This window comes from Halomarinibacterium sedimenti (genome assembly GCF_019312585.1).
Classification (GTDB): domain Bacteria; phylum Bacteroidota; class Bacteroidia; order Flavobacteriales; family Flavobacteriaceae; genus Halomarinibacterium; species Halomarinibacterium sedimenti.
In genome coordinates, this window is record NZ_JAHWDP010000006.1 from 35,500 (window position 1) to 56,382 (window position 20,883).

General features: G+C 35.6%; 19 protein-coding genes. 3 read left to right on the forward strand and 16 right to left on the reverse strand.

Features of this window, described 5'->3' with window-relative positions; translation table 11 throughout:
• From KXJ69_RS12260 to KXJ69_RS12315, 12 genes are all read right to left on the reverse strand, one after another.
• Positions 1 to 1,191, reverse strand: coding sequence for a leucine-rich repeat domain-containing protein (locus tag KXJ69_RS12260; protein ID WP_219053411.1), 1,191 nt, complete (start codon positions 1,189 to 1,191; stop codon positions 1 to 3).
• Between the two features lie 6 nt (positions 1,192 to 1,197).
• Complete coding sequence (locus KXJ69_RS12265) at positions 1,198 to 2,739, reverse strand: leucine-rich repeat domain-containing protein (RefSeq protein WP_219053412.1); 1,542 nt, start codon at positions 2,737 to 2,739, stop codon at positions 1,198 to 1,200.
• Between the two features lie 78 nt (positions 2,740 to 2,817).
• Positions 2,818 to 3,012, reverse strand: a complete 195-nt coding sequence (rpsU, locus tag KXJ69_RS12270) for a 30S ribosomal protein S21 (protein WP_219053470.1) — start codon at positions 3,010 to 3,012, stop codon at positions 2,818 to 2,820.
• Between the two features lie 79 nt (positions 3,013 to 3,091).
• A complete protein-coding gene (locus KXJ69_RS12275) occupies positions 3,092 to 4,519 on the reverse strand; it encodes a carboxypeptidase-like regulatory domain-containing protein (RefSeq protein ID WP_219053413.1) in 1,428 nt (475 codons plus the stop codon).
• Positions 4,520 to 4,547: 28 nt separating this feature from the next.
• A complete protein-coding gene (locus KXJ69_RS12280; RefSeq protein WP_219053414.1) occupies positions 4,548 to 5,714 on the reverse strand; it encodes an acyl-CoA dehydrogenase family protein in 1,167 nt (388 codons plus the stop codon).
• A gap of 48 nt (positions 5,715 to 5,762) precedes the next feature.
• Positions 5,763 to 6,641: a ComEA family DNA-binding protein gene (locus tag KXJ69_RS12285; protein WP_219053415.1), complete on the reverse strand. Its 879-nt coding sequence runs from the start codon at positions 6,639 to 6,641 to the stop codon at positions 5,763 to 5,765.
• Between the two features lie 58 nt (positions 6,642 to 6,699).
• Entirely contained in the window at positions 6,700 to 8,403 is a 1,704-nt protein-coding gene (locus KXJ69_RS12290; RefSeq protein WP_219053416.1) for an alanine/glycine:cation symporter family protein, read from the reverse strand.
• Positions 8,404 to 8,499: 96 nt separating this feature from the next.
• Entirely contained in the window at positions 8,500 to 9,510 is a 1,011-nt protein-coding gene (locus KXJ69_RS12295) for a potassium channel family protein (RefSeq protein WP_219053417.1), read from the reverse strand.
• Positions 9,507 to 9,737, reverse strand: a complete 231-nt coding sequence (locus KXJ69_RS12300) for a PspC domain-containing protein (protein WP_219053418.1) — start codon at positions 9,735 to 9,737, stop codon at positions 9,507 to 9,509. Before KXJ69_RS12300 ends, KXJ69_RS12295 begins: the two co-directional genes overlap by 4 nt.
• A gap of 37 nt (positions 9,738 to 9,774) precedes the next feature.
• Positions 9,775 to 11,046: a DUF2851 family protein gene (locus KXJ69_RS12305; RefSeq protein ID WP_219053419.1), complete on the reverse strand. Its 1,272-nt coding sequence runs from the start codon at positions 11,044 to 11,046 to the stop codon at positions 9,775 to 9,777.
• A 96-nt stretch (positions 11,047 to 11,142) separates the two neighbouring features.
• Complete coding sequence (locus tag KXJ69_RS12310) at positions 11,143 to 12,123, reverse strand: PLP-dependent cysteine synthase family protein (RefSeq protein WP_219053420.1); 981 nt, start codon at positions 12,121 to 12,123, stop codon at positions 11,143 to 11,145.
• A gap of 74 nt (positions 12,124 to 12,197) precedes the next feature.
• On the reverse strand, positions 12,198 to 13,433 hold the full coding sequence (locus KXJ69_RS12315; RefSeq protein ID WP_219053421.1) for an ABC transporter permease: 1,236 nt from the start codon (positions 13,431 to 13,433) through the stop codon (positions 12,198 to 12,200).
• A gap of 5 nt (positions 13,434 to 13,438) precedes the next feature.
• Between KXJ69_RS12315 and KXJ69_RS12320 the strand changes: the two genes are divergently transcribed.
• Positions 13,439 to 14,755, forward strand: a complete 1,317-nt coding sequence (locus KXJ69_RS12320) for an exo-beta-N-acetylmuramidase NamZ family protein (protein WP_219053422.1) — start codon at positions 13,439 to 13,441, stop codon at positions 14,753 to 14,755.
• Here the strand turns inward: KXJ69_RS12320 and KXJ69_RS12325 are convergent, their stop codons facing one another.
• Entirely contained in the window at positions 14,756 to 15,247 is a 492-nt protein-coding gene (locus tag KXJ69_RS12325; RefSeq protein ID WP_219053423.1) for a YkgJ family cysteine cluster protein, read from the reverse strand. It lies immediately after the preceding gene.
• A 64-nt stretch (positions 15,248 to 15,311) separates the two neighbouring features.
• Between KXJ69_RS12325 and KXJ69_RS12330 the strand changes: the two genes are divergently transcribed.
• Complete coding sequence (locus KXJ69_RS12330; RefSeq protein ID WP_219053424.1) at positions 15,312 to 16,022, forward strand: class I SAM-dependent methyltransferase; 711 nt, start codon at positions 15,312 to 15,314, stop codon at positions 16,020 to 16,022.
• Here KXJ69_RS12330 and KXJ69_RS12335 read toward each other — a convergent pair.
• Positions 16,003 to 16,539 carry a DUF2059 domain-containing protein gene (locus tag KXJ69_RS12335; protein ID WP_219053425.1) on the reverse strand — a complete coding sequence of 179 codons (537 nt, stop codon included), beginning with the start codon at positions 16,537 to 16,539 and terminating at the stop codon, positions 16,003 to 16,005. The two genes, KXJ69_RS12330 and KXJ69_RS12335, sit on opposite strands and share 20 nt — an antisense overlap.
• 53 nt (positions 16,540 to 16,592) lie before the next feature.
• On the opposite strand from KXJ69_RS12335, the gene KXJ69_RS12340 reads away from it, so the two are divergent.
• On the forward strand, positions 16,593 to 17,375 hold the full coding sequence (locus KXJ69_RS12340) for a hypothetical protein (RefSeq protein ID WP_219053426.1): 783 nt from the start codon (positions 16,593 to 16,595) through the stop codon (positions 17,373 to 17,375).
• A gap of 9 nt (positions 17,376 to 17,384) precedes the next feature.
• On the opposite strand, the gene KXJ69_RS12345 is transcribed toward KXJ69_RS12340, so the two are convergent.
• Entirely contained in the window at positions 17,385 to 19,016 is a 1,632-nt protein-coding gene (locus tag KXJ69_RS12345; RefSeq protein ID WP_219053427.1) for an amidohydrolase, read from the reverse strand.
• 130 nt (positions 19,017 to 19,146) lie between these two features.
• Complete coding sequence (locus KXJ69_RS12350) at positions 19,147 to 20,865, reverse strand: TonB-dependent receptor (protein ID WP_219053428.1); 1,719 nt, start codon at positions 20,863 to 20,865, stop codon at positions 19,147 to 19,149.
• Positions 20,866 to 20,883 lie beyond the last annotated feature (18 nt).

Sequence of the window (20,883 nt, forward strand, 5' to 3'; positions counted from 1 at the left end):
TCATTCACAATTTATCGAATATTTTGCAGTTTCATCTTTAAACCAATTGGGTTGGCTTTCTGCAAAATCTACATCATCAACCCCTACACAAGTTAAATAAGGACTGTAATTAGCCCAAAATCTATTTATCTTTTCATTATTCCCATTTGCAATATTTATTTCAGTTACATCAAAGTTATTGTACGTAATTACCTCTTCTAGGTTTAAATTTTGAGATACATCTAAGTAAGTGAAATAATTGAAGGCTACATCCAGTTTTTTTAATTTTAAATTATTTGTTAGGTCATATTCTGGCACTCTACAACTCCAACATCTTAACGTTTGTAATTCTAAGTTTTGAGATACATCCAATTCACGAAGTATATTAGATGCTATATTTAAGGTAGTTAAAAGGGGGCAATTAGTCACATCAATATTTCCCACTTCCCAAGAAACTTCTACTTCAATTAGATCAGGATTGTTTGTTAAATCTAGGTTGAAAAGATCCACTCCTCCTAATAGTAATTTTCTTAATTTGGTATTTTTTGAAATATCCAAATCATCAATACGGTAACCCCCAAATGAAGAAATTTCTTTTAGGTTTAGGTTATTACTTAACTTAAGTGAAGTAATAAAGGTGTTATCGCAGTTTAATTTTTCTAAGGCTCTAAAGCCTTGAATTCCTCTCAAATTAAAAATAGTTCTATTTGAAATATCCAATTCTGTTATACCAATAATATTTTCTGTAAGCACTTTATTGTCTAGCAAATCATCATACCCTTGGTCTATTAAAGCTTGTTCAAAACCATCATCTGGCACCTCTATCCATTGTGGTATAGTTGTAGTAAAAGACAATTCATTACCATAATAGGTTCCCTCTTGATTGGCGACAAAGGTTCGATAGTAATAAGTAGTTCCAAATTTTAAATCTTCAAGGACAGCATTTATATTTTCTCCCTGAATCTCAACAACTATATCTTCTTCCACTTTTGGAAATATAGATTCTCCATAAACAAGACCTTGAGCTAAAACAGGAGTTTCATCACAAGTATTTGTATGTATTGTTCCAGAAATAACTGCAGTATAATCTTCAATGTCACTGGCAGAAAAAGTTTCTAATTGTGGATTATTTATGCAATCAATCATGGTGCTATTTTCCTTATTACAAGAAACTAAGAAGACTAAACAATAAATAACAACTTTAAATTTCATAACACTTTAATCACAAATTGTATTAACTTCAGTCCAAGGATCTTTACACCAATAACCTGGAGGAGGAGGATCACAATTAAAACCATGTGCAGGAATAACGGGATCTACTTGCACACAAAGCAAATTAGGGTTTCCGGAAATAACGAGTTCTGAAATTCCTAAATTGTTACCATTGGCCACATTTAATGAACTTAATTGGTTAACCCCACACCAAAGGGCAAAAATATTCTTATGATTAGAGAAATCCAATGTAGTAATTTGATTGCCAAATATATATATATCTCTCAAACTTAAAGAGTTACTAATATCAATTGAATTTAAATTATTACAACATATGGACAAGAATACCAAATCATTGGTTTCTCCTAGATTGACTTCTGTTAATTGGTTAATTTTAGCGTCTATTGATTTTAGGAGTGGGTTCTTCGATACATCTAGGGTTAATAAAGAATTTTCATAACAACTTAAGGATTCTAATAAATAGTTTTGGCTTACATCAAGATTTTTTATTTGATTTTCACTACAGTTTAAAGAAATGAGAGCCTTATTATTTGTTACATTTAGTTCAGAAATTTGATTTCTCCAGCAATTTAAATTTGTAAGGTTAGGGTTGTTTGAAATATTTAAAGATTCAATAGTATTAAAATAACAATATAACTTCTCTAACTCTAAATTCTTTGAAACCTCTAAGGTGGAAAGAAAATTATCCCCACAATTTAGCTCTTTTAATCCAAGGTTACTAGAAATATTCAGAGATGGTAAAAGATTATGCGAACAATCTAGTATTTCTAGGGTAGGGCATTGGTTGACTTCTAATGAGGAAATTTGATTCCTGTTACAATAAAGTTCTTCTAAATTATTATTATTTCCAACATTAAGATAATTGATAGAATTAAAACTGCAATCAATAATTTTTAAATTTGTGTTATTTGTTAAATCTAAGGTCTTAATATCATTTTGTCTACAATTAAGCACTTCTAAAGCTACGAAATCTTGAATCCCAGTTAAGTCTGTCACTATTGTTGATTGCCCTGAAACAGGTTCTAAATCAAGCTCTGTAATAAAATTTATATTTTCAGTTATAACATAGTCGTCAAGTAAATCATCATAATCCAAATCGATTAATTTTTGTTCAAAAACATCATCAGGTACATAGGTTAATTGTGGAACAGTCGTTGTAAATGAAACTTCATTCCCATATAGAGTTTTTGTAGGAGAAGTTAAAAAAGTTCTGCAATAATAGGTTGTACTACTTGTAAGGTTTTCAACTCCACTTGTTATATTATTTTGACCTGTAACTTCAGCTATTATATCATTAATTGTAGGGGATGGACTAGTGCCATAGACAAATCCTTGGGAGGTTATGGAAAAACCATCACAATTTGGCTTATTAATTACCCCATTTAATGTAACGCTTTGGTAATTAACATTTGTAGCTTCAAGGGTTTCTAGGGTAATTGTATCATCACAAACAGAAACCCCATCGTCGTTATTTTTATTACAAGAAAAAAAGATGAATAGAATAATAAGGTAAAGGTGGTTTTTCATTGCATTTTTTTTAAATATAAAAAAATCCGCTGAAACATTTGCTGCTCCAGCGGATTTATAAATTATTAAAACTGAATACTAAATTTCCTCAGCGTCACGTAGTCCTTGAATGTACTGCGCTTTCTGAACTTGCTTTCTGCGTTTTACAGAAGGTTTAGTAAACTGTTGTCTATCTCTTAATTGACGCATCGTGCCCGTTTTGTCGAACTTACGCTTAAAACGCTTTAGCGCTCTATCAATATTTTCTCCGTCTTTTACTGGTATTATTAACATAGTGTCATCACCTCCTCTCTTTAGGGACGGCAAATATAAAAAGTAATTTATAATTAGCGTAAAATAAAATGCAAAAAGTTTATTCCTTAAATAATGAAGCCCGTTTGCTTAAATCCCTAATAAGCTTTTCTTCTTCGGCACTTTCAAGTAGGACGTTGTAATTTCTCCAAAATCCTTCATTGTATGGCCGTGGTGCAAAAATATCTGAAGACCATTCTTTACGCAATGATTCTGAAATAATTTCTGGATCTTGAATGACTTCTGAAAATAGAATCTCCTGAATGGTATAGTAATACTGTTCGTCTTTATCAATTCCCTGCTCCTCTTCATTCTTCTCTCTATCCGAAGATCGATCCCCAATGTTCACCAATTTTGGTGTTTCGTAATACAAATAACTTGGGTACATTTTATCATTGTATTCTCTATATGTTATAACAAGTTTATGATTTACATTCGTATCAAACAAACTTTTACTTCGTCTTTTTTGCACATCGGAAGCCGCAACGAGTTCGTATTCTAATTTCTTCACCGCATAATTATCGTAATAAATATAGATCCACCCTTTGGCTTCGAAACCTTCGTTGTAAACATTTTCAGTATTTAAACCAACAAAATCTTTACTTTTTGTGATTCTTATTTTGTACAATTTTCGACCATCATCCACTAAGATAGTATCTAACACAAATTGATGCTTGTCTAGCATTCCTTTTCCAAACAAGGCATCGTGAGTGTTGGAATTACGAATTAAATTTAGTTGTCCTTTAAATAAATTTTCAACACCAGTAAGTCTACTATCATTCCATTTAATAGCATTTACTAAGGTTTTGGTTTTAATGGTATCTCTAAGAAGATTTTTTGACCTCAACTTTTTATTTCCACCGTGGTATCTTAGATAGGACGCGTATGCAAAGAGACTATCCACATCACGTAAATCGTAACTCTTTCTGTTTTCGTCAACGTTTATTTTTAAATTCTTCCTTGAGCCTGAAGCAAAACTAGAATCATATAGTGTAAGTGCACTTTCAATAAGCCATTTGTATTCTTTTTTGTTTCGCTCTCTATGTCTTAAAAATCCCTTTTGAAGATAGGGCTCATTTGGCATATTGCGATCCAATCTTTCCATGGCTCTTACCACTATTCCGTTCCCATCGGTGGGTCTAGGGTCTGCCACAATAAGTACTTCATCCAATGAGGCAATATCCTCTTCTAGAAATACCTCTTGGGTATTATCAAATTCACTTACCAAGGTTTTAAAGCTTTTAAAGCCAATTGAAGAAATTACCAAAGTATCATTCTTGTGCTCCTGTGGAACCAACAACACAAACTTTCCATCAATGTTACTCACCGTACCTATGGTCGAATTTTGCACGTACACACTAGCGCTTTCAATAGGCTCGAAGGTTAAAAAATCTGAAATTTTGCTTTTGATTTCAATTTGCCCATAGGTATTTATAAAAAATAGGCTAATTAATAAAGTTAAGAAATGCTTTGAATAACGATACTTCATCTTTAAAGTTTAAGTTGTTAGTAGGTCGTTAGGTTGCTGGCTTATATGTTTTACCATCAATTACCATTTTGGCAATAATCTCTCTCAAAATCTCCGATGTACCACCACCAATAGGACCTAGTCTACTATCACGCAATAACCTTGCCATTGGGTAGTCCTCCATATAGCCATAGCCTCCTAAAAGTTGCAGACACTCGTAGGCAACCTCATCGGCTACTTTGGTAGAAAATAGTTTCGACATGGTTGCTTCTTTCACCACATATTGTCCTTCGCCTAAACTCTTAGCTACATTATAATTAAAGGTTTTGGAAATTTCAACTTCTGTAGATAAATCTGCCACTTTATGTCGTAGGGCTTGAAATTTTGAAATACTCTGTCCAAAAGCCATCCGGTCTTTCATATATTGAATAGTATATTCCAACGCCCATTCACTTCTTGCGTGTGCATTAATCCCCATCACCAATCGCTCTAATGCAAAGTGTTGCATGATGTAAGGGAAGCCCATATTTTCTTCTCCCATTAGGTTTTCCGCAGGAATTTTCACATTGTCAAATGCTATTTCGCCAGTATCGCTCGCTCGCCATCCCAATTTATCCAGTTTTGTGGCAGAAATCCCAGGAGTGTCCCTATCTATTACAAATATACTTATACCTTTATTACCAAGTTCGGGTTTAGTTTTAGCTGCTACAATTAAATAATCGCTATAGACCCCATTTGTAATGAACGTTTTTGAACCATTAATTATATAATGGTTTCCGTCTTTTACGGCTGTAGAACGCATCCCACTTACATCACTTCCTCCAAAAGGTTCTGTAATGCAAAGACAACCCATTTTTTCACCAGAAATACTTGGCGCTAAATACTTTTCTTTTTGAGCTTCATTTCCTTCCTTTTCAAGATGCGTCATAGCTAAATAGGTATGTGCCCACATGGCTGCCGCAAAACCACCACTATTTAATCGTTGCATTTCTTCAAGAAAAATAACCATGTAGAAAATGTCTAAGTTTAGTCCACCATATTTCTCAGGATAGGAAATTCCAAAGTAGCCCATTTCGCCCATTTTCTTCCATATAAAACGGTCTATGGTTCCGGTTTTTTCCCACGTATCTATATGTGGCGCTACCTCCTTTTGAAGGAAATCGCGAAAGGTCTTTCTAAAATATTGATGTTCTTCGGTAAAATATTGATCATTCATCTATTTGCACGCTTTAAAAGTCTTCAATTTCCCGAAGCTTTTGGGAAATTATTCTGCTAGCAAATATAGTTTAATTAGCTGTAATTTTTGAACGGTAATTCCTTCAATTTTTGATAATTCATCCAAATTCCCAATACCATTTCTCAAGTGAACAAATTCCCAAATATCTTTTGCAAGGGCAAATGAAATACCTGGAAGCGTTGCAATATCCGAAGCCGACGAATGATTGATATTCATTTTTTGAATTTCTTTTGGTGTTTTTACGGTAAACTTATTTAGTGCTCTTTGAACTACCGAAGCATCTAAACCATACACAAAATAAAGTTGGACATCATCTGTAAACCCACCTAATTTGTTGCGATATTCAATAATTCTATTACTTAATGCATCTCCTATACCACTCACTTCCATTAACTGTTCTTTTGTAGCCAGGTTTAAATCTGTTTTTTCAGAAAATGATAGTACTTTATTATACGAATTTGTCTTAGTATTCCTTTTGGGATTGGTTACCCACTCTGGAAACTTAAAATAAGGGCTTATTGAGTCCAACCAGTTTTGGTTTACTCCGGTAACTTTCTTAAAATCTGAAACTGAATTAATCCACTTTCCGTCTTCCCTAAAAGTCTTTAGTTTATCGTATTCTTCCGTTTTCATCCCTAACGTATACGCTTTAAAATCGGTAATGAAATTAGGATTAAAAGGATATAACTTGGGTTTTCTTTTATCAAGTTCAACCTTACGAAGCGAATCCATTTCTATTTGAAGTAGTAATACTTTAGGGGTGTCTATTTTGAAAGATGATTCAGAAGAAAAACTAAAGAAATAATTAAGGTAGATAAGCAGAATAATTAGTGCCGACAAAAGTAAAATCCCACTTTGTTCACTTCTACTGAACCGTAAGTGGGATTTTAAAAAATTTTGAAACATAACTCCACATTTTAAATGCTAACGGGGAGTTAATAGACTATAAATTTAAAAAAATATTTTAATCATTTAAAGCATCTCGTTTTAATTTAATAGCATCGAGATAGCGATTTAATTGCTTTTTCACTACTGGGAATAAGAAGTATAACCCAATCATATTAGGGAATACCATAGCAAAAATCATTGCATCAGAGAAATCCCAAATAGATTGCATACTTGCTGCCGCACCAATAACGATAAATGTTAAGAATAAAATTTTATACACCAAATCGGCTCTTTTACCTCTTCCAAAAAGGAATTTCCAAGATTGTAATCCATAATACGACCAAGAAATCATGGTTGAAACTGCAAATAATACCACCGCAATAGTTAAGAATATATTTGAATAAGGAATAAACTCTGCAAATGCCTTAGCTGTTATTCCAGCTCCTTCATAAGAAATACCATCTATAATAGCAACTCCTTCACCTGTAATATCTCCATATTCAAAATATCCGCCAAAATTAAATATAATGATCACTAGTGCTGTCATGGTACAAATCACTACAGTATCGATAAAAGGTTCAAGCAAAGCAACTAGTCCTTCACTAGCAGAATACTTAGTACGAACAGCAGAGTGAGCAATGGAAGCAGAACCTGCTCCAGCTTCGTTTGAGAAGGCCGCTCGTTTAAATCCTACTAATAATACACCAATTAAACTTCCCACACCAATTGCAGTAGGGTTAAAAGCTTCAGTTATAATAAGTGAGATAGCATCATCTATCAGTCCAAAATTACTGAAAATGATATACAAACAAGCGAGTATGTAAAAGACTGCCATAAAAGGAACTACTCTTTCTGTTACTGAAGCAATTCGCTTAATACCGCCAATAATGATAATACCTACAAAGAATGCAAGCACTAATCCTATAATGGTTCCAGCCATAGTGCTTTCAGTTCCAAACATTTCTTTAAGTACTATGGTCGCCTGATTCGATTGTGCAGCATTACCTCCTCCAAAAGATCCTCCAATACAGAAAATAGCAAAGAATACCGCAGCTATTTTACCAAGGGTAGCAAATCCCTTTTCCTTAAGTCCTTTTGTTAAGTAATACATAGGACCCCCATAAACGGTTCCATCTTCACCAACATCTCTATATTGAACTCCAAGTGTACATTCAACAAATTTTGTAGACATTCCTAATAACCCACAAACTATCATCCAAAATGTAGCTCCTGGTCCACCTAATGCAATAGCTAGAGCAACACCGGCAATATTTCCGTTACCAACAGTACCTGAAACAGCTGTTGCCAATGCCTGAAAATGACTTACTTCACCATCGCTACTTTCATCACGTATGGTGTCTCTAATATCTCCATCTATAGCAAGTTCATCATCAAGCGTACCAATGTGGTGATCTATGTCATCTACTTTGTTCATATCGACTCCTTGAGCAATTCCATCTTCACCGTACAATATTTTTGCACCGTGCTTTTCAATGTCCTCATATTTTCCTCGCACTGTATTTATTGCTTTTCCAAAAAACCGAATATTTGGAAATCCAAAATAAATAGTAAAGAAAGCTGCACTACCTACCAAAAGCACAATTATAAAAGGCACATTTGGATACACTTCAAAAAAGATTACATTAGAAAAAAAGCTAGAAACAGGTGCAAATGCTTGATCTATCTTTTGGTCTATACCAATTTCTTCAGTTGCAGTTTCTTGCGCAAAAGTTACTATTGGAATAATAAAACTTAGAATGGAAAGAAGGAATTTCTTCATAATGGGTTTTTTAGTTAGTATTTGTTTTTCAGCACAGCAAGATGCTAAAAAAAATAGCTTTTTCAAATTTTTACTGAGTATTAATTACCGTATATCTTAAACTTGGTACTGTGCTTTTAAACTTTCAATTTGATTTGGCCGACCAATTAAAATCAATTTAGAGTCTTTTTTCAAAATAAGGGAAGCTTCTGGGTTGACTATATACTCTCCTTCCGGAGTTTTATACCCAATAATAGAACATCCTGTTTTTTTACGAATATCTAAGTCTTTAATGGCCTGTTCCTTTCCACTTGGACACACTTTTTCAAATGGAATTTGCTCCACAAAAATACTATCTTCCTCTCCTGATACTGTAAGATTGTCTAAAAACTCTACCAAATCTGGAACAACCACTAAGGATGCCATGTGGTCCCCTCCTATCTTATCTGGCATAATGACATTGTCTGCCCCAGCTAATTTCAATTTTTTATAACTAGTCTCCTCTGTAGCGCGACTTATTATTTTTAAGTTTTTATTAATCTGTCTTGCAGAAAGCACCACAAAGAGATTATCTGCATCACTAGGCAAAGCGCAAATTAATGTCGCGGCTCTTTCAATTCCTGCCTTTAATAAAACTTCGTCTTCATTGGCATTCCCTGTTACAAATAAGTGATCTTCATCAGAAAAGCGCTCTACCACTTCTTCATTCATTTCTACCACTACATATTCCTTATTGTATGCTTCTAATTTCTGAACTGCTTGCATCCCGTTTCTTCCAAAACCACAAATAATAACATGGTCGCGAAGATTGTCTATTTTCTGTTGCACTTTTTTTTGTCTTAAGTTACCAATATTGCTCTTACTTAAAATATATTCGGATATTACACTTATAGCATATCCAACGATAAAGATACTTGAAAGAATAAGAAATGAAGTGAAAATCTTTTCAGAAGCACTCATTGGGTGTAACTCCCCAAACCCTACCGTAGTAATTGTAATCACAGTCATATATACTGCATCAATCCACAGGTAATTATAAAAGAACTTAAAGCCAAAAATCCCCATAAAAAACACGAGGATTAACAACCCTAAAGCACCCATTATTTTTGATTGAAAGAACGCTCTCATAGATCAAAAACTGAACTTCTTTTGGTATATACCAAATCTTTAATCTTTAGCCAAAAGGCAAGTACTAAATATAGCGCAAATCCCGCCCCAAAGGTCGCAAAGGTCACATAAATAAAAGAAAGCCGAACGGTCTTGGCACGCATCCCTAATCGCTCGGCCAATCGAGAACTTACATAAAAGCCTCTTTTTTCGAAGTAATGACGTATGTTGTATACCATTTGAAGCATGGATGCAAAATACTACATTTTTTAACAATAAAATAGGCTATGATTTTAAAATAAAGTTCCCAACTTCACATTGCATACAACGATATTTATTACAATATTCATTCTTTAATTGCAGTAATGCTTGACTATGCCAAGCCGAATTTTCAATAGTTCTTAATGCTTGAAACTTTGTGATAGTTCTATTATTTTCAATAGGTAATGAAAGGGCTAAATCGATTAACTCTTCGGTAATGTCCCGACCTTGCTGTGTTGCGAATGCAAACTTTAACGGAATAATCGTATTAATGATAAACAAATCTACTAATCCCTTCGTTATGCTCTTTTTTCGTTTTGTGGAAGTGATTTCAAAATTGTAGTGTGCATCCCAATATTCACTGGCAGCAACATTAAAAAGATCATAAAATTCTTCTTTGGTGGTTGCTTCCATCATTTTTGAAAAAAGATGCGGATTGCTAGACCATAAAGTAGCTAATTGAGACAATCGTATGGTGGGGAAATTTGGAGGTCTAAGTCTAAAAAATTTTGAAGGAATCACCCCAACATTCGAGATTTTATACATGGTCTTGGAATACTCATAACTATCTTTCAATAAACCAAAATACCTTCCTCCTTTTTCAACTTCCAACAAGCCTGCTTGTCCAAAAAGCAGCGCTTCCAATTTCAATAAATTTCCACCACATTTTTTAATAATAGCATAATCTATAGATTTGGCGACACTATAAAACGAATCTGCATTTAACTTAAGCCCGAAGTTTTTAGACAGCATATAAAACATAACGGCTTCCCAATTATTTTGGGTTTCAGAAAGTTCCTGTAAAATAAGGGTTGTTTTTTTCTGAAGCCGCTCTACAAACAATCGCCAAAACCAACTTTGAAGAATAAAATCATCTACCTTTCCAAAATCATTTTCACAGGGAATAAATTGTTTTGTTTTTGAAAATAGTTGACAGTATTGCAACAGGGTTCTTTGCTCCACAATGTCTTTTACTTCCATAGTTGGCAATACACTATTGTCATTTCTAAAAATAGCCACGTCGTACTCCCATACCACATGCAGAATTACGTTATCATAATTTGAATCTTTTTCGTGTTGGTGGGCATACCAATCTGAAGACCTAATATGAATTTCTATATTCCCAACCCACAATTGTCCATCAATTTCTACATGCGCCAAAAGGAAATCGGGACCAGCATCCTGATTATGATGACCCACTTGTAAAACCTTAATGGGTTTTATGTCTGAAGTAAATAAATTAACCGTAGAAAATTTTTGAAATTTCCACAGATAATGAAGAAAATCCTCCTTCATGAGAGTTTAATATAGGGGGGAGTTATTCTGCGGAAGTCTAAAAATAAAAAAACCTCTCCAATTCTGGGAGGCTTTTCTTACATATTTTGAATATTGTTATTCAATATACCCCATTTTTCGCATCCAATCGTCATTATACATTTTACCTACATAACGACTTCCGTGGTCGTGAAAAAGCACCACTACCACATCATTCTTCGTAAAATGCTCTTTTAACTGTAGCACCCCTTTTATGGCTGCTCCCGCCGAATTACCTAAAAACATCCCCTCTTCTTTTGAAAGGCGTTGGGTATACACCGCGGCATCTTTATCGGTTACTTTGGTAAAACCATCAATAATGGAGAAATCAACATTTTTAGGAAGAATATCTTCTCCAATACCTTCAGTTACATAAGGGTAAATTTCCTTTTCATCAAAAATTCCTGTTTCATGATATTTTTTAAAAACGCTTCCGTAAGTGTCAATACCCCAAACTTTTACATTGGGGTTTTGTTCTTTTAAATATTTTCCCACACCGCTAATGGTTCCACCTGTTCCTACTCCCACAACAAAGTGAGTCACTTTACCATCGGTTTGTTTCCAAATTTCGGGGCCTGTACTTTCATAATGCGCTACCGCGTTACTTGGATTGTCATACTGATTCACATACCAAGCGTTCGGTGTTTCTTCAGCAAGACGTTTAGCGGTAGAATAATAGGATCGAGGATCTTCGGGTGCAACATCGGTTGGGCACACATACACTTCACTACCCACAGCCTTTAAAATATCTACCTTTTCTTTACTCTGCTTATCGCTGGTGACGCAAATCATTTTGTACCCTTTTACAATGGCGGCTAAGGCTAGTCCCATTCCTGTATTTCCACTGGTTCCTTCCACAATAGTGCCACCGGGTTTTAGTCGTCCGTCGGCTTCGGCATCTTCAATCATTTTTAACGCCATTCTATCTTTTACCGAGTTTCCTGGGTTAAAAGTTTCGTATTTGGCAAGAACCAAACAAGGTAAGTCGGCCGTAAGTTTATTGATTTTAACTAAAGGTGTATTTCCAATAGTTTCTAAAATATTTTTTGCGTATTCCATCTCTTATTTTAAAGCTGGGCAAAAGTACAAAAGACTTAAGAGAAAAGAGAATAGACTATAAAGAAAAGCAATACTTACTGAAACCTAATTGCTTTTACGGGGGAAATTTTTGACACCATATACGACGGAATTAACAGCATCAGCAAGCAAAGTAATAAGGTGCCAACATTCAACAGAATAATGTAACCAACATCAATAAATACAGGCGCATGGGTTACGTAATAGGTTTTAGGGTCTAAGGTGATAAAATTTCCATATTTCTGAAGGAGCAGAAATCCAATTCCTATCACATTTCCGAAAAACAAGCCCACACAAATAATATAGCTTGCATTGTATAAAAATATCTTTCTTATACTCCAATCGGTACTCCCCAACGCTTTCAAAATACCAATCATTTGGGTGCGTTCCAAAATTAAAACAAGCAAGGCGGTAATCATATTAATCCCTGCAATAAGAATCATAATTCCTATAATAAGTACCACATTAAAATCGAACAAATCTATCCATTCAAAAATGGAATAGTATTTATCCCGTATGGTAATAGAATCTAAGGTGCTGGGAGTGGCTTCGTAAACCTGATTCCCAATCGTTTGAATATCATTAAAATCGTCTACAAAAATTTCGAAAGAGCCTATTTCATCTTCGGTCCAATTATTCAATCGTTGGATATGCCGAATATCGGTGAGCATAAACTGTTCATCAAATTCCTGAAATCCGCTATCGTAAATTCCCACAAGGGTAAACCCTCTACTTCGGGTTTTATTTTCTTTTTCTTCCTGAAGAAAAAAAGTGACAATTTTATCGCCTAGCTTAAACCCTAATCTATTGGCGAGATAGGAGGAAATAAGCACCTCATCATGTAAGTTTTCAGTATAATTAGGCAGCCGTCCTTCCATGAGATATTCTTCAAAATACTGCCAATCGTAATCGGCGCCTACACCTTTCGCCACAACGCCTTCAAAATCGGTTTCGGTACGGATAATACCTCCCTTGGAAGCGGTTACCTGTATGTGCCTTATTCCTTCTACAGAAGTAAACTTGGGATAAAAATCTTGATTTTTTGAAATGGCAACTTGCGACTCGTCGCTGGTATTGGTATCGAAATTTGAAATGATAATATCGCCGTTAAAAGCAGATACTTTTTCCCGTATTTTTTTCTGAAGTCCTACACTGGTAGCAATGGTTACCAACATAATCACCATTCCCAATGTAATTGCCGCAATAGCAATTTTTATTATTGGTGCCGATACACTACTTTTATAATCCTTCGAAGCAATGATGCGTCGAGCAGTAAAGAATTCAAAATTCACGGGCTATGGTTCGATTTTCTTTTTTCAAAAATACATTATTAATTATTCTTCCATTAACGATGCTCATTTGTTTTTCGTGCGGAGGGCAGAATACTTCAGAGAAAAGAACAGAGAAAAGTGAAAAAAGCGAAGAGAAAATAGAGAAGACATTAGATTCTATTTATGTTTTAGGTATAATTCCTGGAGCAAACTCATATAATGAATATCTTCCTCTAATTATAAACAAAAAAATTGGGATTGTTGCAAATCAGACTTCAGTGGTTACTGAAAAGGTCAATAGTATTTTAGGAAAGCCAATAAAATTAATAGATAGTAAAATATACAAAGACGCTCATCTTGTCGATTTTTTACTTTCTGAAGGCATTGCACTTCAAAAAATATTCTCTCCAGAACACGGCTTTCGGGGCTCTGAAGATGCTGGTGCCGAAGTAAAAGATGGCAAAGACACCAAAACAGGATTGCCTATTTTTTCACTCCACGGAAAGAACCGAAAACCTACCTCTGAGCAAATGCATGGATTAGAAATGATGGTGTTCGATATTCAAGATGTAGGTGTGCGCTTTTACACTTATTTATCAACCCTGCATTATGTGATGGAAGCCTGTGCCGAAGCGAATATTCCATTAATTGTTCTAGATCGTCCCAATCCCAACGCCCATTATATGGATGGCCCGATGATGGAACCTGAAAATACTGGGTTTTTAGGGCTACACCCTGTGCCTTTGGTCTACGGAATGACCATTGGTGAATACGCCCAAATGATAAATGGGGAAGGTTGGTTGAAGGATGGGATACAATGTAATTTGACTGTCATCCCTATTAAAAACTACAATCACCAAAGTCGCTATTCATTGCCCGTGCGTCCTTCACCCAATTTACCCGATGACCAAGCCATTAATTTATACCCGAGTTTGGGATTATTGGAAGGCACCAACCTCAACGCGGGTCGTGGCACCGAAATGCAGTTTCAAGTCATTGGTTCGCCCTATTTACCCAAAGATAAGTATCCCTTTAGCTACACGCCACAACCAAATTTTGGCTCTAGCAATCCTAAATTTAAAGGCGTAGCCTGCCACGGACTCGATTTACGAAATACCCCCCGATTGGATAACGTAGATCTCACTTGGATTATGGATGCCTACCATAATTACGAAAAGAAAGACGATTTTTTTAACACCAAAAACTTTACCACCCACGCGGGAACCGCCAAACTGCAACAGCAAATTGAAGCAGGCTTATCGATGAAGGAAATTAGAGAAAGTTGGCAAGCTGATTTGGAACAATTTAAAAAGGTGAGAATGAAGTATTTGATTTATGAGTAATTAAGAAATCCTCCGCTTCATCTCCTCCACAATGTTGAACGCCGCAGGGCAAATCGCCACATTTTTCAGCGTCAGGTTTGAGATTTGCTGGAACTTTTTTCTATCGGTATGTGGAAATTCGCGACAGGCTTTGGGACGGACTTCATAAATACTGCAATAGTTATCGGCTCCTAAAAATGTACACGGCACGCTTTGCAACACATAATCGTGGTCTTCATCCACTCGCAAATACGTTTCAATAAACTGCTGGGGTTTCATTCTAAAATGTTTGGCAATACGTTCTACATCCTTATCGGTAAACAAGGGTCCTGTTGTTTTACAGCAATTAGCACAATTGAGGCAATCGGTCTTTCGAAACTCGGCCTCGTGCAATTCCACCATCAAGGTATCTAAGTTTTTGGGTGGTTTTTTCTTCAGCTTGGCAAAGAATTTTTTGTTTTCGGTATTCGTATCTTTGGCGCGCTGTGGGAGTTGTTTTAGGATTTCTTCCATTTAGGTCTTGGGTCTTGGGTCTTGGGTCTTGGGTCTTGGGTAAATTTACTTATTCTATTCGAAAATGAAAGATATATTAGGAAAAGCATTACTAGATTATTTTCACGGAAACTACACCGAGGACATCCTCACCGAAACCAATATTAGTGATGAAGACGAGCTACCCCTGCCCTATCTTTTCCGAAATTATGACGAAATGCCTTCTTTAGAACAAAAAGCACTCGAATTATGCAAAGGAACTGTTTTGGACGTAGGATGTGGTGCTGGAAGTCATTCGCTTTGGCTTCAAAATAAGGGATTGCAAGTAACAGCAATCGATACATCCAAAGGAGCTTTAGAGGTTACTAGGTTACGCGGGGTTGAAAATGTAAAACAGATATCTCTTTTAGACTATTCCGAAGCAAAATTCGATACCATTTTATTGCTCATGAATGGTACTGGAATCTTTGAGACCATTGACCAAGTTCCAAATTATTTACATCATTTAAAATCGCTTTTACAACCTAACGGACAAATTTTAATCGATTCTTCCGATTTAAAATATATGTACGACACCAGTGAAGAAGGTGGTATTTGGGTCCCTGCAGATAGATATTATGGCGAGTTGGAATTTACGATGAAATACAAAGGCGAGCTAAGCAACCCTTTTCATTGGTTGTATTTAGATTCCGCTCGTTTTGAGGTATACGCAAAAAATAATGGTTTCAAATTTGAAACCATTATAGAAGGTGAACATTTTGAGTACCTAGCGAGACTTACTGCTTATCCACTGTAAGATAACCGCCTTTTACAAGTTGTTTAATCTTTGTACCAAATAACTCACGGCTCCAATCGGAAGAAATTTTTTCGATGTCTTTGGTGAGTTCTTTTCGATTTTTTTCAAACTTCTTCGATACATCACTGTCAAGGTATTCTTGAAAAACGGCATTTTCTTCTTCGGTTAACGCATAATCTGAAACTACTTTTTGGCCAACTTCAGAGCTATAAAAATCGTTCATTTTGGCAATGTCTTCTCTTGTAAAGTACTTTCGGTAAGCAAATGTAAGACGAGAAATGATATCGTCTATTTGATCTTCTTCGTCAAGTTTAAGCTCTTCCCAAGCTTCTTCTGGAATTTCCTTATCCCTAAAGTTACGTTCTAAAACAGGGAACAATTCGTAAAAAGCAATGCTGTATTGAACACGGGTTCCGTTGATATCTAAATAATCTATAATTTCTTTCTGAAAATCATCCACTTGAGAGATTCCCGAAAAACAAATAAGTAAAAATATCGTTAAAAAGGTAGACTTCATTTTAAATTTGGTATTATAAAAGTTATGTTTGCCAAACTTACAAAAATTGCGCCATGTCACAATATTTAAGAATTTTCTTTTTTGCTTCGTTGCTATTATTTTCATTTTCGGGATGTAAAAATGACGATGGCGGCGAGGTAATCGCAGACCCAACGGCCGAAAATAAAAAGGCTTTGGGGGTATCTGCAGAGGATTTACTTTCCGATGACATTTATGGCTCTTTAACCGTTGAGTTTGTGTACACCACTTCTTCGAAACCAGCTGAAGCAAGTATTACTGCTTTCAGAAACTTTTTACAGGCTAGAATTCATAAACCTGGTGGTATAATTTTTGTAGAAACTCAAATTCCAGACCAAGCAGGCGCGCCTTTTACGTTAAACGATATTAAAGATTTTGAAGAAGAATTTAGAACCCAATACACTGATGGAGATGACATAGCTGTGTATATCTTTTTCTCTAACGGAAGCTCTAGTAACGACACTCAAACCAATGTAACTTTAGGAACAGCCTATAGAAATACCTCCATGGTAATTTATGAAAATACCTTACGCATTATTACCGAGTCTGACCCTGTTTTGCTTCCTATTTTAGAGCAAACCACTATGCAACACGAAATGGGTCATATTTTTGGATTGGTGAATATTCAAAATGATGATATTCATACCGCTCACGAAGATCCAAGTGCTAGTAAACATTGTATTGTGAATGAATGCCTCATGTATTTTGAAGCGACTAACCTTTTAAGAAGCGAAGTAACTCGTTTTTTAAGACGAGGCGCTGTACCTCAGCTAGATCCCTTGTGTATTGAAGATTTACAAGCTAAAGGAGGAAAATAAATCTATTTCTTATTTTGCTTCAAAGACTTTTTCTCCGTTGATAAAAGTTTTAAGCACTTTGATATTAGGTATTTCATCCTCTGGGCAAGTCATAATGTCCTTATCAATGACAATAAAATCGGCAAATTTTCCTGCTTCAATACTTCCTTTTTCGTTTTCTTCAAAATTAGAATAGGCCGCCCAAATGGTCATCCCTTTTAAGGTTTCTTCACGAGTTAATCCTTCTTCTTTACGGTACCCATTTTCAGGATATTGTTTTAAGTCTTTTCTAGCCGTGGCAGCATAAAAAGTGTACATAGGGTTTACATTCTCCACGGGGAAATCGGTTCCCAACGCCACCAATCCAGCTTTATTCAATAACGTTTTATACGCATAAGCACCTTTAATTCTTTCGGAACCCACACGGTCTTCTGCCCAATACATATCGCTTGTGGCGTGGGTAGGTTGAATCGACGGAATGATATTTTTTGAAAAGGCATCAAAATCCGAAAGACTTACCACTTGTGCATGTTCAATTTTCCAACGGGCATCCTTCTTTCCATCTAGTGCTTTTTTATAGGCTCTTAAAACCGAAACGTTTGCCGAATCACCAATGGCATGGGTATTCATTTGATAGCCTGCTTTTACAATTCTTTCGGCTAGTGAATCTAATTGAGCCGCATTGGTAATCATGGCGCCAAAATGTCTGTCTTTATCACTATAAGGAGCGCGTAAAGCCGCCCCTCGGGAACCTAAAGCGCCATCACCGTAAATTTTTACAGAACGTACATTTAATCTTTCGGTTTTTACAATTCCTTTATTTAAAAAGTGATTTAAATTTTCTTCAGAATTACTCACCATAGCATATACTCTCAATTTAATATCACCGGTCTGTTGAAGACTTTCAATTAATTCAATAATATCTCTATCTAAGCCAGCATCATTCACTGTAGTTAATCCCAAGCTTACACACGCTTTTTCAGCATCTTTTAATGCTACTGTAGAAACTTCTCTTGATGGTACGGGCATAATATCGAAGACCAATTTCATAGGCGAATCGACAATTATACCGGATGGTTCTCCATTCTCTAAAACGACTTCTCCACCTTCCATCTTGGTGGCCGATGTAATTCCAGCCATTTCAAGTGTTTTGGAGTTAACCCAAAGTGCATGACCATCAATTCTACTTAAGGCAATTGGCGTGTCTGGAAATAATGAATCAAGCTCCTTTTTTGTTGGAAACTCCTTTATAGGCCAATCGTTTTGATCCCAACCACGGCCAAAAATAAAAGTTGAATTTTTGTCTTTCTGAAAATCTACAATTCTTTGCAGCGTCTCTTCTTTACTAGTTGTCCCCACCAAATCGACATTCTGTAATCCTAGTCCGAAATTATATAAGTGCGCATGGGCGTCGATAAGTCCTGGTAGAACAGTTTTTCCATCCACATCCAATGTTTCTGTGGCTTTGTATTTTCCTAAAATACTTTCGGAAGTTCCTACTTCCAGAATTTTACCGTCTTTTACGGCAAATGCTTCGGCGGTTTCAAAACCTTCATTGACGGTGTAAATTTTAGCGTTAGTAACAATTAAATCGGCTAAAGGTTTTTCAGAATTACAAGAAAATAAAGACGAAAGAAGGGCGAAAAGGAGTAGTTTTTTCATGAAATTGGTTTTGGTAAATATAAAAAAAGCATCCGATTATGAACGGATGCTTTCTATATTAAACCCTAAACTTAACTTTTCCTTTTCAATGCTATTTATTAGATACTTAATAGCAAAAAGGTTGCTTCATTTACCAGTCAAATTTATAGGTGGCACCAAGAAGTCCCTGTATACCTTGCACAGGGAAATTTTGCCATTTTTCATAGTTGTTTCCTAGCAGGTTACTTCCTTTGGCAAATATGGAAAGACGGTCGTTTACACGATATCCCAAATTAACATTGGCATCAAAAAAAGAGTCCAACGAAATCACTTGTGAATTGCTTGTGTTGTCTAAATCTTTACGTTCTCCAACAAAGAATAAAGACACCCCTCCGTAGACTTTTTCGGTTATATTGAAATTGGAAAAGATCGACGCTTCTAATTCTGGTACATTCCAAGCTTCAGGTTGATTGTCTAAAGAATAACTATAAAAATTGGCGCTTGCTCCTAACATAAAAGTATTTGACACTTCTACTTTCAATTCACCAAAAATGTTTAAAATATTAAGGTCATCGTAAACCAGTCCGAAGGAATTTCCGTATTCGTAACCTTCAAAATTAGGGCTCATTCCTTTGTACGGATTTAACTGAAAAAAGGCTCTGTTTTCTTCTTTTCCATAGCTTCCGCGAACATTATATCCCACTTGATTGCTCAACTTCCCTTTTAGTCCTCCAAAGGCATTGTACAATTGACTCGTAGGCGCGATAAATAAGGTGGGGGACACAAAAGGGTTTTCATTTTTAAATTCGCGGTAGGTGTTTTGATGCAAGCCTCCCTCGGCACCCCCGTACACAATTAAAACCTCATCTACCAATCTATAAGAAGCATTTATTTGCGGATAAATAAAGAATTCAGTTTCACTATTCTCCGTATCCAAACTCACTACCGCATTGGCTCCTAAAGAAAGCGTTAAATCTTCATTTACATACACCAAAGATGGAGTAATCCCAGCATTAAGGTAACTATATGCAATACCCATATTGTTAATATAATTCCTTTCGAAACTTCCATTTACATAATCCACTTCTCCATCTATTTTTAAGGTAAAATCGGTTAATGGAAAAGCAAATTTGGGTTGAAGATTCAAATTAATTTCTGAAGAAGAAAAAGCATCTCCCAAATAATGAATCTTTGCCGAAGCACCTTCAAAAATAGATTCTTCTAAAGATATATTTCCTCCCACATGAAACCCTAAATAGGTTTGTTGCGGATCGATTTCATTAAGGGTTTCATCAGTTGCAGAATCAAAGTTATCATTTAAACCGTACCAATTAAAAAGTTGATGCTCCACACCAGCTTCCAATTTATACGACATATCCTTTTGACGGCTTGTGTAATTTCCGCTAAGTTCGGTATCGTAATATTTGTTCTCTAAACGAACCCCATCAATGTCCCCTTGTGAAGAATTATGGCGGAAGAAGATTCCTGCATTGTCAGTACGGCTAATTTCAAAACTACTGAATAATTCTCCTAATACACTGGTGTAATTTCCAAATCCAAGCGTAGCATAATTATCATACAGTGTTATTGGTTTTGCTTTATCTACTGTGGCAGCCTTTCCTTTGGAAGGCGTAAAAGTAGAAGCTACTGGTACCGAAAAAATTTCATACCGAACCTCCTTTTTTTGAACTGAATCTGTATCGTTTAAAACAGGTGTTTCCTTTACTTTAAACGCATCCGATATAGTTGGCGTGTAAGGCTTTACAATATTTACTACTTCCGTCCCTAAATCATCTTTGTCTTGAGAAAAAACAAGACTTATAGAAAGAATGCAAAAAACAAAAATCAGTGATTTTTTGAATAAAAACATAGTGTTTATAATAATTTG

Coding starts and splice junctions, on each gene's coding strand:
- KXJ69_RS12265 (WP_219053412.1), bottom strand. CDS start 2,739: ATGAAAAACCACCTTTACCTTATTATTCTATTCATCTTTTTTTCTTGT.
- KXJ69_RS12345 (WP_219053427.1), bottom strand. CDS start 19,016: ATGAAAAAACTACTCCTTTTCGCCCTTCTTTCGTCTTTATTTTCTTGT.
- KXJ69_RS12285 (WP_219053415.1), bottom strand. CDS start 6,641: ATGTTTCAAAATTTTTTAAAATCCCACTTACGGTTCAGTAGAAGTGAA.
- KXJ69_RS12310 (WP_219053420.1), bottom strand. CDS start 12,123: ATGGAATACGCAAAAAATATTTTAGAAACTATTGGAAATACACCTTTA.
- KXJ69_RS12340 (WP_219053426.1), top strand. CDS start 16,593: ATGTCACAATATTTAAGAATTTTCTTTTTTGCTTCGTTGCTATTATTT.
- KXJ69_RS12295 (WP_219053417.1), bottom strand. CDS start 9,510: ATGAGAGCGTTCTTTCAATCAAAAATAATGGGTGCTTTAGGGTTGTTA.
- KXJ69_RS12330 (WP_219053424.1), top strand. CDS start 15,312: ATGAAAGATATATTAGGAAAAGCATTACTAGATTATTTTCACGGAAAC.
- rpsU (WP_219053470.1), bottom strand. CDS start 3,012: ATGTTAATAATACCAGTAAAAGACGGAGAAAATATTGATAGAGCGCTA.
- KXJ69_RS12290 (WP_219053416.1), bottom strand. CDS start 8,403: ATGAAGAAATTCCTTCTTTCCATTCTAAGTTTTATTATTCCAATAGTA.
- KXJ69_RS12260 (WP_219053411.1), bottom strand. CDS start 1,191: ATGAAATTTAAAGTTGTTATTTATTGTTTAGTCTTCTTAGTTTCTTGT.
- KXJ69_RS12335 (WP_219053425.1), bottom strand. CDS start 16,539: ATGAAGTCTACCTTTTTAACGATATTTTTACTTATTTGTTTTTCGGGA.
- KXJ69_RS12325 (WP_219053423.1), bottom strand. CDS start 15,247: ATGGAAGAAATCCTAAAACAACTCCCACAGCGCGCCAAAGATACGAAT.
- KXJ69_RS12300 (WP_219053418.1), bottom strand. CDS start 9,737: ATGCTTCAAATGGTATACAACATACGTCATTACTTCGAAAAAAGAGGC.
- KXJ69_RS12305 (WP_219053419.1), bottom strand. CDS start 11,046: ATGAAGGAGGATTTTCTTCATTATCTGTGGAAATTTCAAAAATTTTCT.
- KXJ69_RS12350 (WP_219053428.1), bottom strand. CDS start 20,865: ATGTTTTTATTCAAAAAATCACTGATTTTTGTTTTTTGCATTCTTTCT.
- KXJ69_RS12320 (WP_219053422.1), top strand. CDS start 13,439: ATGGTTCGATTTTCTTTTTTCAAAAATACATTATTAATTATTCTTCCA.
- KXJ69_RS12275 (WP_219053413.1), bottom strand. CDS start 4,519: ATGAAGTATCGTTATTCAAAGCATTTCTTAACTTTATTAATTAGCCTA.
- KXJ69_RS12280 (WP_219053414.1), bottom strand. CDS start 5,714: ATGAATGATCAATATTTTACCGAAGAACATCAATATTTTAGAAAGACC.